Here is a 15,723-nt window from a genome sequence, read left to right as displayed (position 1 = left end):
CGTTCGCAAGGGCGACACGATGAGGGTTAGGTGTTGGCGGCGGTAGTGGTGGCCGCCTTAATACTCCGGTGCGAATGAGCTTAAAACGGCCTTCCGTCGTGCCCGCGCACGCGGGTACCCAGCGTCTGTGCCTTTGGTCATTCTTGCGCAGGCGAGAATCCGGTGTTTTTCGGGGTATCAACATCAAAGCCTAAAAAAAGAACCCGGCTGACGCCGGGTTCTTTGGTTTGCGGTGGGGTTACCAGCCACACTGGCGGCCGGCGGCCTGGTTTTGTTGCTCCAGCCAACCCTGCAGTGGCGCAAAGTAGTTCAGCAGGGCCTCACCACTCATCTGCTCTGAGCCGGTGACCATGGCCAACGCCTGCGGCCATGGCTGAGACAGGCCAGATTCCAGCATGGTGTTCAGCTTGGCACCGGCCTCCTTATTGCCGTAGATGGAGCAGCTGTGAATGTCACCCTCAAAGCCGGCAGTCTCACACAGCGCCTGATGGAACTGGAACTGCAGGATGTGGGCCAGGAAGTAGCGGGTATAGGGAACGTTGCCGGGTACATGGTATTTGGCGCCAGGATCGAAGTCCGCTTCACTGCGGGCCACCGGCGCAGCGATGCCTTGGTATTTGGCGCGCAGATCCCACCAGGCCTGGTTGTAGTTTTCTGGTGTGATTTCACCGGAGAACACCTTCCAGCGCCATTGATCGATCATCAGGCCAAAGGGCAGAAACGCCACCTTGTCCAGTGCCTGGCGTAGCAGCAGGCCGATGTCACTCTCCTTGGAGGGCACCGTGTCTAGCAGTCCAATCTGCTGCAGGTAGCTGGGGGTAATCGACAGGGCAATGGTGTCGCCGATGGCTTCGTGGAAGCCGTCGTTGGCACTGTCTTTAAACAGGAACGGCTGGTGCTTGTAGGCGCGCTGGTAGATGTTGTGCCCGAGTTCGTGGTGGATCACCACAAAGTCTTCGGCGTTTTTCTGGATGCACATCTTGATGCGAATGTCGTCCTCGTTGTCCAGATCCCAGGCGCTGGCGTGGCAGACGACATCCCGATCCTGAGGTTCAACAAACAGCGAGCGGTCCCAGAAAGTTTGTGGCAACGGCTCGAACCCCAGCGAGGTAAAGAACTGCTCCGCCTGCTCGACCATCTTGATCTCATCGTACTGGTGTTCTGCCAGCAGTTCGGTGAGATCGAAGCCCGGATCGGCGTTGGCAGGCGCCACCAGATCGTAGATATTGCCCCACTGCTGTGACCACAGGTTGCCCAGCAGGTGCGCCGGAATCATGCCGTCCTGGGGCACCACCTCTTCACCGTAGTGCTCACCCAGTTCGCCGCGCACGTAGCAGTGCAGAGCGTCGTACAGAGGCTTTACCTCTCCCCACAATGAATCCAGCTCTTTCGGGAACTGCGCCGCCGGCATGTCGTACTTTGAGCGCCACAGTTCACCGACGTCCTGGTAACCCAGTTGCCGTGCTCCCTCGTTGGCCAGTTCCACCTGGCGGCTGAACAGAGGACGCATCGGTTTGGCGATCTCGCGCCAGCCCTGCCAGATGTCCAGCAGTTGTTCCGGATCTCTGGAAGTGGCCATCAAAGAGGAAAGTTGCGGCTGACTCAGGCATTCGCCGCTCTTGAGGCAGTGGCGGCCTTTGCCATACAGGCCACCCAGTTCGGCATTGAGGCCGGCCAGCTCGGCGCTTTTCTCCGGGCTGTCCGGAGAGGGCAGAATGATGGTGCGCTTCAGCACTTCCAGTTTGCGCAACTCGACGTCGCTCAGTCCCTGAGGATCGGTCTTGGCCGCTTGACTGGCGTACATGACCGCCTTGTCATTGAATCGGCGCTCGGCGTCGGAGGCCAGGGCCGCGGTATCTTCGGTGATGAAGTTGCTGTAGATCCAGGACGCCCGGCCCGCTTCTTCCACCAGATTAGACAGGTCGGCCTCGGCGGCAGCGATGAACTCACGGCTATCGCTGTCCGGGTTGGTTTCCTTGCCTTGATCGGGGGTGGGGGTCGGGGAGCAGCCGCTGAGCAGCGCCAGAGTGACGGCAGACAGAGCCATCGAGTGGCGGAAAAGTGCCATATCGCGTTCCTTTGCGTGGTTGTTGTCGAAAAGTCGCTATTTTATTACGGGACCGGAGCGGAGGAAAGGGGGCCGAGTTTGGTTTGAACCTGGCTTAGATCAGAGTCTTAACCTTGGCAGCCCCTGGGACATCAGGCGGTGCCTGATGGGGCTAAGCACTTGGTTTATCGAGTGTTCAAACAGAATACGCTTCATGACTTTGACAATACCCAAGTGGCAGAGTAAGTTAAAACAAGTGTTTAAATCAGGAAGGCGCGACTATGTCGAATAAACAAGGTACAAAATCCCGTATCTTGGACGCAGCGGAGCGATTATTTGCAGAACGGGGATTTGCCGACACGTCATTGCGTCTTATCACCAGCAAGGCGGAAGTGAATCTGGCTTCTGTAAATTATCATTTTGGTTCCAAGAAAGAGTTAATCCAGGCGGTACTGGCCCGCTATCTGGATCAGTTTATGCCTGCCAGTGAAGCGGCTCTGTCGGCTCTGGAAAACCAGCCTGGGCTGACGGTGCATGAGATTTTCGACACCCTGGTGCAGCCGCTGCTGTCGTTGGATGAATTGCGTCACCGGGGGTCCAGCATCTTTTTGCAGTTACTGGGGCGGGGTTACATCGAGAGTCAGGGCCACCTGCGTTGGTTTGTGACCACTCATTACGGCAAACCGCTGGAGCTGATCGTCAAGTTGATCCATCAGGTGGACAACGACATCGACGATGCTGAGTTGTTTTGGCGTCTGCACTTTACCCTGGGTACCGTGGTTTTCACCATGGCCTCGTTTGAAGCGCTGAATGACATCGCCCATGCGGATTTTGAACAAGACAATAACGTGGAGTCGGTGATTAAGCGGCTGATTCCCTATGTGGCCGCGGGCGTTGTTGCTCCGGCTCCCCAACTGTCAGGGACCAAGATTAAGGAAGTATCATGACCTTGCTGATTTTGATCATTATTGCGGTGTTAGTGGTGTTTGGTGTCACTGACATTCGTCGCCAATTTATTTCCAAACCGATATTCGGCTTTTTCCGCAAGGTGTTGCCGCCCCTGTCACAGACCGAACGGGAAGCGATGGAAGCGGGCACCGTTTGGTGGGACGGCGAACTGTTCTCCGGCCGTCCGGATTGGCAGCAGCTGCACTCCATGCCCATGGGCGAGCTCAGCGGTGAAGAGCGGGCCTTTTTGGACAACCAGGTCGATACGCTGCTGTTGATGCTGGATGACCATCATGTGGTACAGGAACAGAAAGACCTGCCACAACCGGTCTGGGATTACCTGAAGCAGGAACGCTTCTTCTCGATGATCATTCCCAAAACCTATGGCGGCCTGGATTTCTCTGCCCTGGGTGCCTCCACCATTGTCGCTCGTATCGCCAGTCGCAGCCTCACCGCCGCCATTACCGTAATGGTGCCGAACTCTCTCGGTCCCGGTGAACTGTTGGCTCATTATGGTACCGAAGAGCAGAAGCAGCGCTGGCTGCCAGGATTGGCCGATGGCACCGAGGTGCCGTGCTTCGCCTTAACCGGCCCGGAAGCCGGATCAGACGCCGGCGCCATTCCCGACAGCGGCGTTGTGTGCATGGGTGAGCACGACGGCAAAGAGGTGCTGGGTCTACGCCTGAACTGGGATAAGCGTTACATCACCTTGGCTCCGGTGGCCACGGTATTGGGGCTGGCATTTAAGATGCGTGACCCGGACGGTTTGTTGGGTGACACCAAGGAGATTGGCATCACCTGTGCGCTGATTCCGGCATCACACCCCGGCGTAGAGCTGGGCAACCGTCATAACCCTCTGAACATGGCCTTTATGAACGGTACCACCCGCGGTGAGGATGTGTTTATTCCCATGGAGTGGATCATCGGCGGTCCTGATTACGCCGGGCGCGGGTGGCGCATGCTGGTGGAGTGCCTGTCTGCAGGGCGGGGCATCTCTCTGCCGGCTCTGGCGACGGCGGCCGGACACGTGGCGACCCGCACTACCTCGGCGTACTGCGGTGTACGCCAGCAGTTTGGGGTGAATATCGGTCAGTTTGAGGGGGTGCAGGAAGCGATGGCACGCATCGCTGGCAATACCTATCTGTTGGAAGCTGCCCGTAAGATGACCGTGGGCGCCATCGACATGAATCAGAAACCGTCGGTGGTGACGGCCATTGCCAAGTACCACATGACCGAATTGGGCCGCTCCATTGTCAATGACGCCATGGACATTCATGGTGGCAAGGGGATTCAGCTGGGCCCTAAGAACTACCTGGGTAACATGTATCTGGCTCAGCCGGTGTCGATCACTGTGGAAGGGGCCAATATCCTGACCCGTAACCTGATGATCTTCGGCCAGGGCGCGACGCGCTGTCATCCCTACGTCTTGTCTGAGATGGAAGCGGTGGCCATGGAGGATAAGGACCAGGCCCTGAAAGTGTTTGACGGTCTGCTGCTGTCTCACATGCTTTACGGGGCGCGCAATGGCCTGAACTCATTGGTCGGGGCTTTGACCGGGGCTCGCTTGAACTCGGCGCCGGTGGCGGGGGAAACCGCTCGTCATTATCGTAACCTGAGTCGCCTCAGTGCCAACCTGGCGTTGATGTCGGATCTGGCCATGGCGGCCCTGGGCGGCGGTCTGAAGCAGAAAGAGATGATCTCGGCCCGCCTGGGCGATGTGCTCAGCCAGTTGTACCTGGCGTCGGCGGCATTGCGTCATTTTGAATCCGAGGGGCGTCAGCATGGCGACCTGCCGCTGCTGCACTATTCGGTAGAGAAGTGTTGCTATGAAGCGGCAAAAGCGATGGAGGAAGTGATTCGCAACTTCCCTAATCGTCCTCTGGGTTGGCTGGCTAAGGCGCTGATCTTCCCTATTGGCAACCATTTCCACATGCCTTCGGACGATACCGCCAAAGCGGTGTGTGAGGCGGTGTCCAAACCGGGAGTGGTTCGCGAACGCATCACTCACCTGTGCCACATGCCTGAAGGTCTGGAAGATGGCATCAGTGAAGTGGAGAAGGCTTTCCTGGCGCTGCATGAGCAGGCGCCATTGATGAAGACCCTGAAGCAGGCGATGCGTTCCGGTGCCTTGCCCAAGCAGGCGATATCGCCGGCCTTGATTGCCAAAGCGGTAGAGGCGGAGGTGCTGACCGAATCTCAGTCTGAGTCCCTGCTTAGCGCCTGGACGCTGCGTACGGCAGCCATCCATGTGGACGAGTTTGCTACGCTGTAATCCCCGCAGTGTAGAATCAGGGCCGGCATTTGCCGGCCCTTTTTTATATCGGCCTGTTAAACAATGAGAGTTGTGCAGAGTGAAATAGCCAATTGCGCAAGACTGGAGCTGGGTTGATCTTGATCACGGAACTGGTCTGACAAGTGTCGCATTCTTTACTGTAAATGGGATGTCAGCGCAGGAGCGACACATGATGAACCGATGGGCATGGTTGGATCTCGACAGAGTCTTGGCAAATAAAAATCTCAAGGAGCGGGTGTTGTATCGGCACTTTATTCCTATGTATCTGCACTACTTCGGCCAGTTCCTGCAGTGTGCCCGTGGTGATGATCCTCACGCAAAATACCAGGCTGAGCGCGTGTTTCAATCCGTATCCCTGGGCTTTGTGGATGAACTGGCCTGTCATCAGTTGCAGCCCGATACTCGAATTCTGACCCATTACGACATCGAGTTGGCGCCGTGTCTTCGCGAGCCCGAGATGCAGCACAGCCTGAGGGGCGAGGACAGTTATGCCACCGCTCGGGCGATCTTTGAAGACTGTTTCAATGGTCTTGATCCGCAGCAGCAGCTGCTACAGTCTGAACGGACCTGGTTTGAGCTGCTTCAGCATCGCGCCAATCAGGTGGGGCGGCAGTGGTTTAAGTGAATGCTGTGTTGCCCGCAAAGTAAGCAGGTTGACCCTAATGTCAACCTGCTATTCATTCACGCCTGGAGCGCGGGCGTAATCGGCGACCGTCGATAACATTCAGGCCCATAAGAATCAGGTTGGCGGCGCCTGCTGTTAACTCCAGTCCCTGTACCCACCAAAATACTCCGGTCATCAGTCCCTGGCTGGCCAAATGATCCAGGTAGATCGCGGCGGGGATCAGTATCAACAGCCCATTGAGGGCGATAATCGGCATCCTTTTTTTCTTTCGACCAATGGGACCACTGCTGGCCTTGGGCGCCAGTTTCATGCCGGTGATACCGGTCAAAGCCATGACGGGTACCAGCAGCCAGATGCCATAGACGATGGCGTGTTTGGTGGCTGAGATGACACGGTCATTGCCCAGTAATTCGGCAATAAGGGTGCTGCTGAAAAACGTCAGTATGATCAGAAAAGCCAGTGTCGCAGCCAGTCGATGGGCATTTTGAATGGTCATAAAGCGCCTCCTTACCACAACGAACGGTAGCTCATATGGCAGGAGCGGCAGCTGGAGGTGGCGTTTTTCAGCGCCGTATCCAACCCGGCGGAACGGCCAGACTCAGCGGTGTTGCTGATGGCGGTAAAGTCATCAGCCAGTCGCGTTAGCCGACCTTCAAACTCAGGCCATTCGTTCCAAATTGATTTGCGGCTGCGCCCTTCACCTCGACTGGTTTCGGGAAACAGAGTTTTCAACAATGTGACGGTGTCTGCAAGTTCGGCGGCCAATTCGGCTCCTCGCTGCCATTGCTCCTGGTCCAGAGCGTCTTCCATCAGTTCGGTTTTAGTATCGAGTTGATCAAAAAGCTGTTGTCTTTGATTCACTGCAGGCTGATCGGCCCAGGCTAACGCCGAAATGATGAGCGCTATAGCTCCTACCAGCATAGGGAAGGGGGTCTGCATTGTGATCTCCATCTTGGTTTGAATGATTTGTGTGCAAGCTATCATGCAAATGCTATTGTTGCAAATGCAATTGTTGCTGTGGGGAGAATTGAAATGATACAAGTATGGGATCTGGCAACTCGCCTCTATCATTGGGGCCAGGCGCTGTTGGTGACGTGGATGCTGCTGAGCGGCTTCAGTGGTAACGGCGATTCTATCGGTCATATGGCGGCCGGAGTGGCACTGTTGGTGCTGGTATGTTGGCGGTTAATCTGGGGCTTTTGGGGCAGTGAAACGGCACGGTTTCGTGCTTTTATTCCCTCACCGTCCCAACTGGTCAGTTACTTGATTTCATCGCGTCAGGAGCGCCCAGGTCATAATCCGTTGGGGGCGTTGATGGTGGTGCTACTGTTGTGCCTGTTGTGCAGCCAGTTGCTCAGTGGTTGGCTGATCAGCCCGCTGAGTCCTGTTGAGCTTAAACGCAGCGTGGTGCGATTGCTTGAACACAACCATGGACGGATGGCTCTGGGGTTGGTGATTGCGGTATTGGTGCATGTCTTCGCGGTGACCGTTTATCAATGGCGAGGTCATCGATTGATCCAGGCAATGATCACCGGCAAGCAGCACGGTAGCGGTGCTGTGCCCAAATTGGTGGCCGGACGTAAGGCCGCAATAGTGTTGGCTCTCAGTGCAAGCGGAGTCAGTCTGATGATGGTGATCTCTTTATTCTAGGAGGGTGTTAGTGGAGCAGGGTGATAAATTGGCGGCGTTTTCCCGGGACCGCAGTCTTGGCTGGTTGTTGGCGGTGGTTCACAGCCGGGCTGCCGACCAACTGGATGAGCGGTTGCAGAAAGTCGGGTTAAACCTGGGGATGTGGCCGACCCTGATGATGCTCTGGGAGGAGGAGGGGTTGACCCAGGTGGAGTTGGCGTCGCGCTGCATGACGGCGCATTACACCACCACTCGGGTGTTGGACAGCTTAGAGAAGAAACAGCTGGTGGAGCGGCGCAAACACCCGACTAGCCGACGCTCGCACCTTATCTATCTCACCGATGAGGGGCGGGCGCTGAAATCCGCCTTGATCGCCGAAGCCATGGACGTCAATGACAGCTTGCTGTCGGTGCTTCAGCCGCAAGAGCAGCAGCAGTTTTTATCGCTACTGGCGAAGATGGTCGCAGCCGGCAGCGCTGACTAGATATCGGGTATAAAAAAGGGTTAGCCGAAGCTAACCCTTTTAGTGGATGAGAATGAGAGCGGTGTTTACTCGACAACCACAACCTTGGTGGTGTTGGTGCCGCCGATGGTTTCCATCATGTCGCCCTTGGTTACCAGAACCATGTCACCGCTTTGCAGCAGACCGGCGGCTTTGATTTCAGCAATGGCGGCAGACACCAGGTGACCGGCTGGATGCTGAGTGGAATCAAAGTTCACTGGGTAGACACCACGGTACATGGCCATACGGTTCAGAGTCGGCTCGTGACGAGACAGCGCAATGATCGGCAGGCTGGAAGTGATGCGGCTCATGATCATCGGGGTGTTACCGGACTCGGTCAGGGCAACGATGGCCTTAACGCCTTCCAGGTGGTTGGCGGCGTACATGGTTGCCAGAGCCACAGTTTCTTCAACGGTCTTGAAACGCTCTTCCAGGCGGTGACGAGAAACCTTAACCCGTGGGTTCTTCTCGGCGCCGATGCAGACGTTGACCATGGCAGTAACGGTTTCTTCAGGGAAGTCACCGGCCGCAGTTTCGGCAGACAGCATCACGGCGTCAGTGCCGTCCAGTACCGCGTTCGCCACGTCCATGACTTCGGCACGGGTTGGCATTGGGCTGGAGATCATGGACTCCATCATCTGAGTGGCGGTAATCACCACGCGGTTCAGTTGACGACAGCGAGCGATCAGTTTCTTCTGCACACCCATCAGCTCGGCATCGCCAATCTCAACACCCAGGTCACCACGGGCAACCATCACCGCATCGGAGGCCAGGATAACGTCATCCATGGCTTCGTCGGTGGCAACGGCTTCGGCACGTTCTACTTTGGACACGATGTGGGCGTTACAGCCTGCTTCGCGAGCCAGTTCGCGAGCGTAGTGCAGATCTTCACCGGTACGTGGGAAAGACACCGCCAGGTAATCGACGTTGATGGCGGCAGCGGTTTTGATGTCTTGCTTGTCTTTGTCGGTCAGTGCCGCTGCAGACAGGCCACCGCCTTGCTTGTTGATGCCCTTGTTGTTGGACAGCGGGCCGGCAACGGTAACGGTAGTGGTTACCCGGTTGCCGTCCACTTTCTCTACCCGCAGTTGTACGCGGCCGTCGTCCAGCAGCAGTACGTCACCAGGAACGACGTCCTGAGGCAGGTTTTTGTAGTCCAGACCAACCTGGTTCTCATCGCCTTCGCCTTTAGCCAGATCGCTGTCCAGCACGAAGGTATGACCCATAGGCAGTTGGACCTTGCCTTCCTTAAAGGTGGAGACACGGATTTTAGGGCCTTGCAGGTCACCGAGGATGGCAACATGACGGTTATGCTTGGCGGCAATCGCACGCACGTCGTTGGCACGCTTGACGTGATCTTCGGCACTACCGTGAGAGAAGTTCATCCGGACGACGTTGGCGCCGGCCAGGATGATCTTTTCCAGGTTGCCATCACGGTCGGTAGCCGGACCTAGCGTGGTTACGATTTTGGTTCTTCTGAGCATAAGAGACTCCATAAAGAATACTGGCTCTAAAGTTTATAGATGTCGAGTTTCGCTAAATGTTGTAGCTGAAAGATCAACATGAAAGAAAATTACATAAATTATAGTTGTAGCTTGATAACAAAAATGTGATCCAGCGCAAGGTAGGCAAGCCTAAAGGTGCCAATTGTTGAGGTCAAGTGTAGTCGGTGTGATAAAAAAAATGCCGCTGACGGGGATGTCAGCGGCATTTCTTTACAGATTGGCGGGTTTTTCGAAGCGGGATTCTCTGATGGCTTCTTTGACGCGTTTCAAATTATCCCTGAAACGTGGGCCCCGGCGCAGAGTAAAGCCGGTAGCCAAGACATCGATCACAGTCAGGTGAGCCAGTCTTGAGGCCATGGGGATGAACATGTCTGTGTCCTCCGGCACCTCAACGGTGACCGCCAGAGTACTCTCCCGAGCCAGCGGGCTGTCCTTGGCGGTAATGGAGATCACCTGGGCGTTGCTCTCCCGGGCCAGGCGGGCCACTTCAACCAGCGCCTTGGTGCGTCCGGTGTGGGAAAACAGCACCAGAACGGAGCCGGCAGTAGCGTTAATGCAGCTCATGCGCATCATTAACACGTCATCGAAGCAGACCACAGGTACGTTGAAGCGGAAGAACTTGTTCTGCGCATCGTGGGCCACCGATGAGGAGGCGCCCAGACCAAAAAAGGAGATCTGCTGGGCCTGAGTCAGGATGTCGACGGCACGGTTGATGGCCATCGGGTCGATGGACTGCCGTGCGGCATCCAGCGCCGCCATGGAGGACTCAAAAATTTTGTTGGTGTAGGAATCCGGGCCATCGTCTTCATCGACATGGCGGGATACGTACGGCGTTCCGTTAGCCAGACTCTGGGCCAAATGCAGCTTAAAGTCTGGAAAACCTTTGGTGTCCAAGCGACGACAAAAACGGTTAACCGTCGGCTCACTGACGTCGGCCATTTTTGCCAGGGTGGCAATGCTAGCGTGAATAGCGGTTTGGGGAGAGGTTAAGATGACTTCCGCTACTTTTCGCTCGGACTTACTGAAGTTACTTAGGTTAGTTTGTATTTTTTCTAGAGTATTCATGCGATATATCGCCCAGTTTACCGAGAAGATGGCTGCAATCATTTGTCAGAAGCCGCCTATAATAGCCTGTAAAGCCCTGTATACTGGGCGACTACCCTCTGGCACCTGCTTGCAGTTAGGTTAAGTTTACAAACAGTGTTGTAAATTATCTAGCTTTTCAGTGGACGCTGAGGTTGCACCATCGAAAAAAATTCTCTTTAATGTAGTTAATTTACGAAAAAGTGACGCCGCATACAGCGGCCCCCTATTTATAGGAGTTGGATAGTGACCCACTTTACCGGCTCGGTCGCCAAACCGTGTGATTTCGTGTTGTTTGGTACTTGTGGCGATTTGGCTCGCCGCAAACTGATCCCTTCGTTGTACCAGTTGGACAAGGCCGGACTGCTGCATTCCGGTACCCGTGTCATCGGCGTGGCTCGCCGGGAGATGGCGCAGTCCGAATACCAGCAGATGATCCGTACTGCCCTGGATGAGTTCTTAAAAGAGGACGTGGATCAGGACGTTCTGACCCGCCTGTTGGCTCGTTGTCAGTATCTGGCCATGGATTTCACCCAGCCGGAAGGCTACCAACAGTTCCATGCCTTGCGCGAGCAGCAGCCCGACAATGTGATGGTGAACTACTTCGCCACGCCCCCCTCTATCTATGGTGACATCTGCCGTTGCCTGAAATCCTGCGCCCTGATTCAACCCGAGACCCGAGTGGTGCTGGAGAAGCCGATCGGGCATGATCTGGAATCGTCTCAGGTGATCAACAATCAGGTGGCGGAGTTCTTCGAAGAGAACCAGATCTACCGCATCGATCATTATCTGGGTAAAGAGACGGTGCAGAACCTGGTGGCGCTGCGATTCGCCAATTCCCTGTTTGCCTCAAAATGGGACAATCGAACCATAGACCATGTGCAGATCACCGTGGCCGAAGAGGTGGGCATTGAAGGGCGCTGGGACTACTTCGATAAAGCCGGTCAGATGCGCGATATGATTCAGAACCACCTGCTGCAGGTGCTGGCGCTGGTGGCGATGGACCCACCGGTGAATCTGGATGCGGACTCGATTCGTGACGAGAAAGTGAAAGTGCTGAAGTCACTGCGGCCCATCGACAGCAATAACGTGTTCGAGAAAACCGTACGAGGCCAGTACTCGGCGGGCTTCCTTAAAGGCCAACCGGTTCCCGGTTACCTGGAGGAGGAGGGGGCCAACCTCAATTCCGATACCGAAACCTTTGCCGCCATTCGGGTCGACATCGACAACTGGCGTTGGTCCGGGGTGCCATTCTATCTGCGTACCGGCAAGCGGATGCCCTATAAGTGCTCCGAGATCGTGGTTCACTTTAAGAACCCGCCCCATAACCTGTACCGCGACAGTTACCGCCAGTTGCCACCCAACAAGCTGACTATTCGTCTGCAGCCCCACGAAGGGGTTGAGATTCAGATGATGAATAAGGTGCCCGGGTTGGACGAAACTCAGCGTCTGCAAACCACCAAGCTGGATTTGTCATTCTCTGACACCTTCAAGAATCAACGGGTTGCCGATGCCTATGAGCGGTTGTTGCTTGAATGCATGCTCGGTAACCAATCTTTGTTCGTCCGTCGTGACGAAGTGGAGCAGGCGTGGAAATGGTGCGATTCCATTCTGGCGGCCTGGTCCGACTCCCATGAAGAACCTAAGGCGTACCCTGCGGGAACCTGGGGCCCGGTGGCCTCGGTGGCGTTGATCACCCGCGACGGCCGCTCCTGGGATGAGTAAGAGAAGTTAATTATGATCAAACTGTCTGTGTTTAAGCCGTTTGATACGGCGCAGCACCTGGCGCAAACGCTGGCGGCGAAGATCGCTGCTCAGCTACAGAGTGCCATCGATAGCCGTGGCAGTGCCTCGCTGGTGGTTTCCGGCGGCAGCACGCCGCTGTTGCTGTTTTCAGAGTTGTCCCGTCAGGCCATCGACTGGCAAGAGGTGTTCGTAACCCTGGCGGACGAACGCTGGGTGGATCCTGAGCACGCCGACTCCAACGAGCGCCTGGTGCGTGAGCACCTGCTGACGAATCGTGCCTCTGCGGCCAAGTTCCGTGGTTTGAAGAACTCCTACGCCCAGGTGGATGAGGGGGTTCTGATGACCGAAGAGGTGCTGTCAAACCTGCCTCGGCCGTTGGATGTGGTGATTCTGGGCATGGGTAACGATGGCCATACCGCGTCGCTGTTTCCCTGTTCAGAGCAACTGGCCCTGGGGCTGGCAACGCCTAAAACCTGTCTGGCGGTACACCCGACCACCGCGCCCCATGGGCGCCTGTCGCTGTCGCTGAAGACCTTGCTGGACAGCAAACAGATTTATCTGCATCTGCACGGAGAAGGCAAAAAAGCCGTTCTGGAGCAGGTGCTGCAATCCGATGATGCGACTGAGATGCCGATCCGGGCGGTGCTCAATCAACGCAAGACCCCGGTGGACGTTTACTGGAGTCAAGCCTCATGACCCATGCTACTGTGTTAGCCGTTACCGAACGCATTGTTCAGCGCAGCAAGGGCCGCCGTCAGGCTTACCTGCAGCGCATGGCCAAACAACAGGCTCAGGGGGTTCAGCGTGGGGAGTTATCTTGCTCCAACCTGGCCCACGGGTTTGCCAGTTGCGGCAAGCAGGATAAAGACGACCTGCAGCACTTTAATAAGTACAACATCGGCATCGTTACCGCTTACAACGACATGTTGTCGGCTCATCAACCCTATGGCGTCTACCCGGACATCATCAAACAAGCCTGTCGTGATGTAGGCTCGGTGGCTCAGGTGGCGGCGGGTGTGCCGGCAATGTGTGATGGCGTGACCCAGGGCCAGCCCGGAATGGAACTGAGCCTGATGTCCCGCGATGTCATCGCCATGGCCACTTCCGTGGGTCTGACTCACGCCATGTTTGATGGCGCGCTGATGCTGGGGATTTGCGACAAGATCGTTCCTGGACTGTTGATGGGTGCCATGAGCTTTGGCTACCTGCCAACGCTCTTTGTGCCAGCCGGTCCGATGCCATCGGGTCTGCCCAACAAGGAAAAAGCCAAGGTACGGCAGGAGTACGCTCAGGGTAAAGTCAGCGATGAGGACTTGCTTAAAGCGGAGTCGGCGTCTTACCACAGCCCGGGCACCTGTACCTTCTATGGCACCGCCAACTCTAACCAGTTGGTGCTGGAAGCCATGGGGCTGCAACTGCCGGGATCTTCGTTTGTTAATCCCACCAGCCCCCTGCGCCATGAGTTGACCAAGTTGGCCAGCCAGCAGGTCTGCCGCATGAGTCAGGAGGGGGACAGTTTTACCCCGCTGTACAAGATTGTGGATGAGAAGAGTGTCGTCAATGGCATCGTCGCCTTGCTGGCGACCGGCGGCTCCACCAACCTGACCATGCACATCGTGGCCGCTGCCCGTGCGGCAGGCATCATTGTCGATTGGCAGGATTTCGCCGAACTGTCGGCGGTAACGCCATTGTTGGCCCGGGTTTACCCGAATGGCCAGGCCGACATCAATCACTTCCATCAGGCCGGAGGCATGGCCTTCCTGATTCGTGAATTGCGTCGCGGCGGACTGGTGCACGACGACGTCACGACTGCTGCGGGACAGGGGCTGGACCGCTACACTCAGAAGCCTGAATTGGTGGACGGTAAAGTGGTTTGGAAGGATATTCCTGAAGCCAGCGCCGATGATGACGTTCTGCGCCCCATCGATAACCCGTTTCTGGCTAATGGCGGCATGAATCTGGTGAAGGGCAACCTGGGTCGGGCGGTGATTAAAACCTCTGCCGTGGCCGAAGAGCATCAGGTGGTGGAAGCCCCCGCCAAGGTGTTTGAGTCTCAGAAGGCGCTGACTGAAGCGTTCCAGAACGGAGAGCTGAATCAGGATTTCATCGCCGTGGTGCGGTATCAGGGCCCTCAGGCCAATGGTATGCCGGAACTGCATAAACTGCTGCCACCACTGGGTGTGCTGCAGGACAAAGGCTTTAAGGTGGCATTGGTCACCGACGGTCGTATGTCCGGCGCCTCCGGCAAGGTTCCTGCTGCCATTCACGTGAGCCCGGAAGCCCTCGATGGCGGTCTGTTGGCTAAAGTGAAAGAGGGAGATCTGGTTCGACTCGATGCCAAAAACGGCATCATCGAACTGTTGGTGGATGAAGTTGAATTGGATGCTCGCACCATCGCTGCGGTGGACCTGCGGGAAAATGACGAAGGCTTTGGCCGAGAATTGTTCAGCAATATGCGTAAGCTGCTTTCCAGTCCGGAAACTGGTGCTTCGGCGCTGTTAGATTAAGCGAGGATAGAGATGAAAAATTGGAGCATCCAGCCTGCTGAGGTTTTTGCTACCAGCCCGGTGATTCCGGTGATGGTGATTGAGCAACTGGATCAGGCGGTGCCGTTGGCACGCGCACTGGTTGCCGGTGGCATTCGTATCCTTGAGGTAACTCTGAGAACCGAGTGTGCCCTGGAAGCGATTAAATTGATTCGTGAAGAGGTGCCTGAGGCCCTGGTGGGAGCCGGTACGGTTCTTAACCCTCTGCAGCTGCAAGCGGTGGTGGATGCCGGTGCGCAGTTTGCCATCAGCCCCGGGGTGACCAGTGCGTTGCTGGAAGCGGGTGCTGAAGGCAGCATTCCGCTGATCCCGGGCGTGGCTTCGGTCTCTGATGCCATGAAGGCGATGGACTACGGTTACCACTTCCTGAAGTTCTTCCCAGCAGAAGCCAGCGGCGGTGTTAAGGCGATCAAGTCCATGGGCAGCCCGCTGTCCAAACTGACTTTCTGCCCCACCGGTGGTATCGGCCTGTCTAACTGCAAAGACTACCTGGCTCTGTCTAACGTTGCCTGTGTCGGTGGCAGTTGGATTGCGCCGTCTGACGCCGTACGCGATGGCGACTGGCAGCGCATCAGCGACCTGTCCAGCCAAGCGCTGGCTCACGTCAACGGTTAAGCGTAAGTGGTTCATAAAGGCCGGCATTATGCCGGCCTTTTTTGATCTTCCCTTTTTTAATACAACTAAAGCCACTGGGCCCTCGCGTTCGCAAGGGCGACAACCCCTCTTCTGTCTTACCCGCGAAGGCGGGTAGCCAGTGTCTGTGCCTTTGGTCATTCTTGCGCAGGCGAGAATTCAGCGT

The 15,723-nt window shown here is 56.3% G+C and carries 14 protein-coding genes; 9 read left to right on the top strand and 5 right to left on the bottom strand.

The features are described from left to right. Window positions 1-238 precede the first annotated feature (238 nt). The gene (locus H598_RS0112550) at window positions 239-2,068 is read right to left on the bottom strand and encodes a M2 family metallopeptidase (RefSeq protein WP_028113331.1); all 1,830 of its coding nucleotides are present in this window, start codon (window positions 2,066-2,068) and stop codon (window positions 239-241) included. A gap of 260 nt (window positions 2,069-2,328) precedes the next feature. Here H598_RS0112550 and psrA point away from each other — a divergent pair, with 260 nt between their 5' ends. The 3 genes from psrA (at window position 2,329) to H598_RS0112535 (ending at window position 5,913) form a co-directional block, all read left to right on the top strand. Next, entirely contained in the window at window positions 2,329-2,994 is a 666-nt protein-coding gene (gene psrA, locus H598_RS0112545) for a TetR family transcriptional repressor PsrA (RefSeq protein ID WP_028113330.1), read from the top strand. Beyond that, window positions 2,991-5,267, top strand: coding sequence for an acyl-CoA dehydrogenase (locus tag H598_RS0112540; RefSeq protein WP_035415874.1), 2,277 nt, complete (start codon window positions 2,991-2,993; stop codon window positions 5,265-5,267). The genes psrA and H598_RS0112540 overlap by 4 nt, the downstream gene beginning before the upstream one ends. Window positions 5,268-5,457: 190 nt before the next feature. Then, window positions 5,458-5,913, top strand: coding sequence for a hypothetical protein (locus H598_RS0112535; RefSeq protein ID WP_156897026.1), 456 nt, complete (start codon window positions 5,458-5,460; stop codon window positions 5,911-5,913). A gap of 52 nt (window positions 5,914-5,965) precedes the next feature. On the opposite strand, the gene H598_RS0112530 is transcribed toward H598_RS0112535, so the two are convergent. After that, window positions 5,966-6,409, bottom strand: coding sequence for a hypothetical protein (locus H598_RS0112530; RefSeq protein WP_028113327.1), 444 nt, complete (start codon window positions 6,407-6,409; stop codon window positions 5,966-5,968). Between the two features lie 11 nt (window positions 6,410-6,420). Beyond that, the gene (locus H598_RS26770) at window positions 6,421-6,774 is read right to left on the bottom strand and encodes a cytochrome c (protein ID WP_169629263.1); all 354 of its coding nucleotides are present in this window, start codon (window positions 6,772-6,774) and stop codon (window positions 6,421-6,423) included. A 171-nt stretch (window positions 6,775-6,945) separates the two neighbouring features. On the opposite strand from H598_RS26770, the gene H598_RS0112520 reads away from it, so the two are divergent. Together H598_RS0112520 and H598_RS0112515 are read left to right on the top strand one after the other, a co-directional pair. Next, a complete protein-coding gene (locus tag H598_RS0112520; protein WP_051252701.1) occupies window positions 6,946-7,563 on the top strand; it encodes a cytochrome b/b6 domain-containing protein in 618 nt (205 codons plus the stop codon). 10 nt (window positions 7,564-7,573) lie between these two features. After that, on the top strand, window positions 7,574-8,026 hold the full coding sequence (locus tag H598_RS0112515) for a MarR family winged helix-turn-helix transcriptional regulator (RefSeq protein WP_245595596.1): 453 nt from the start codon (window positions 7,574-7,576) through the stop codon (window positions 8,024-8,026). Between the two features lie 65 nt (window positions 8,027-8,091). Here H598_RS0112515 and pyk read toward each other — a convergent pair whose 3' ends face one another. Both pyk and H598_RS0112505 read right to left on the bottom strand, forming a co-directional pair. Beyond that, window positions 8,092-9,528: a pyruvate kinase gene (gene pyk / locus H598_RS0112510; RefSeq protein ID WP_028113323.1), complete on the bottom strand. Its 1,437-nt coding sequence runs from the start codon at window positions 9,526-9,528 to the stop codon at window positions 8,092-8,094. Window positions 9,529-9,759: 231 nt separating this feature from the next. Next, complete coding sequence (locus H598_RS0112505; RefSeq protein WP_028113322.1) at window positions 9,760-10,614, bottom strand: MurR/RpiR family transcriptional regulator; 855 nt, start codon at window positions 10,612-10,614, stop codon at window positions 9,760-9,762. 264 nt (window positions 10,615-10,878) lie between these two features. Here H598_RS0112505 and zwf point away from each other — a divergent pair, with 264 nt between their 5' ends. From zwf to H598_RS0112485, 4 genes are read left to right on the top strand one after another with little or no spacing between them, the layout of a single operon-like run. Further along, on the top strand, window positions 10,879-12,357 hold the full coding sequence (gene zwf / locus H598_RS0112500; protein WP_035415873.1) for a glucose-6-phosphate dehydrogenase: 1,479 nt from the start codon (window positions 10,879-10,881) through the stop codon (window positions 12,355-12,357). A 12-nt stretch (window positions 12,358-12,369) separates the two neighbouring features. After that, a complete protein-coding gene (pgl, locus tag H598_RS0112495) occupies window positions 12,370-13,074 on the top strand; it encodes a 6-phosphogluconolactonase (RefSeq protein ID WP_028113320.1) in 705 nt (234 codons plus the stop codon). Further along, window positions 13,071-14,885, top strand: a complete 1,815-nt coding sequence (edd, locus tag H598_RS0112490; RefSeq protein WP_028113319.1) for a phosphogluconate dehydratase — start codon at window positions 13,071-13,073, stop codon at window positions 14,883-14,885. Before pgl ends, edd begins: the two co-directional genes overlap by 4 nt. A gap of 12 nt (window positions 14,886-14,897) precedes the next feature. Further along, on the top strand, window positions 14,898-15,539 hold the full coding sequence (locus tag H598_RS0112485) for a bifunctional 4-hydroxy-2-oxoglutarate aldolase/2-dehydro-3-deoxy-phosphogluconate aldolase (RefSeq protein ID WP_035415872.1): 642 nt from the start codon (window positions 14,898-14,900) through the stop codon (window positions 15,537-15,539). Window positions 15,540-15,723 lie beyond the last annotated feature (184 nt).

Origin of the sequence: Ferrimonas kyonanensis DSM 18153 (assembly GCF_000425405.1) — a bacterium.
GTDB lineage: Bacteria > Pseudomonadota > Gammaproteobacteria > Enterobacterales > Shewanellaceae > Ferrimonas > Ferrimonas kyonanensis.
The sequence above is the reverse complement of the archived record's forward strand: the minus strand, read 5'-3'. Positions and strand labels throughout refer to the sequence as shown.

Coding starts and splice junctions, on each gene's coding strand:
- H598_RS0112550 (WP_028113331.1), bottom strand. CDS start 2,068: ATGGCACTTTTCCGCCACTCGATGGCTCTGTCTGCCGTCACTCTGGCG.
- edd (WP_028113319.1), top strand. CDS start 13,071: ATGACCCATGCTACTGTGTTAGCCGTTACCGAACGCATTGTTCAGCGC.
- H598_RS0112535 (WP_156897026.1), top strand. CDS start 5,458: ATGATGAACCGATGGGCATGGTTGGATCTCGACAGAGTCTTGGCAAAT.
- pgl (WP_028113320.1), top strand. CDS start 12,370: ATGATCAAACTGTCTGTGTTTAAGCCGTTTGATACGGCGCAGCACCTG.
- H598_RS0112505 (WP_028113322.1), bottom strand. CDS start 10,614: ATGAATACTCTAGAAAAAATACAAACTAACCTAAGTAACTTCAGTAAG.
- H598_RS0112485 (WP_035415872.1), top strand. CDS start 14,898: ATGAAAAATTGGAGCATCCAGCCTGCTGAGGTTTTTGCTACCAGCCCG.
- pyk (WP_028113323.1), bottom strand. CDS start 9,528: ATGCTCAGAAGAACCAAAATCGTAACCACGCTAGGTCCGGCTACCGAC.
- H598_RS0112540 (WP_035415874.1), top strand. CDS start 2,991: ATGACCTTGCTGATTTTGATCATTATTGCGGTGTTAGTGGTGTTTGGT.
- psrA (WP_028113330.1), top strand. CDS start 2,329: ATGTCGAATAAACAAGGTACAAAATCCCGTATCTTGGACGCAGCGGAG.
- H598_RS0112520 (WP_051252701.1), top strand. CDS start 6,946: ATGATACAAGTATGGGATCTGGCAACTCGCCTCTATCATTGGGGCCAG.
- H598_RS0112530 (WP_028113327.1), bottom strand. CDS start 6,409: ATGACCATTCAAAATGCCCATCGACTGGCTGCGACACTGGCTTTTCTG.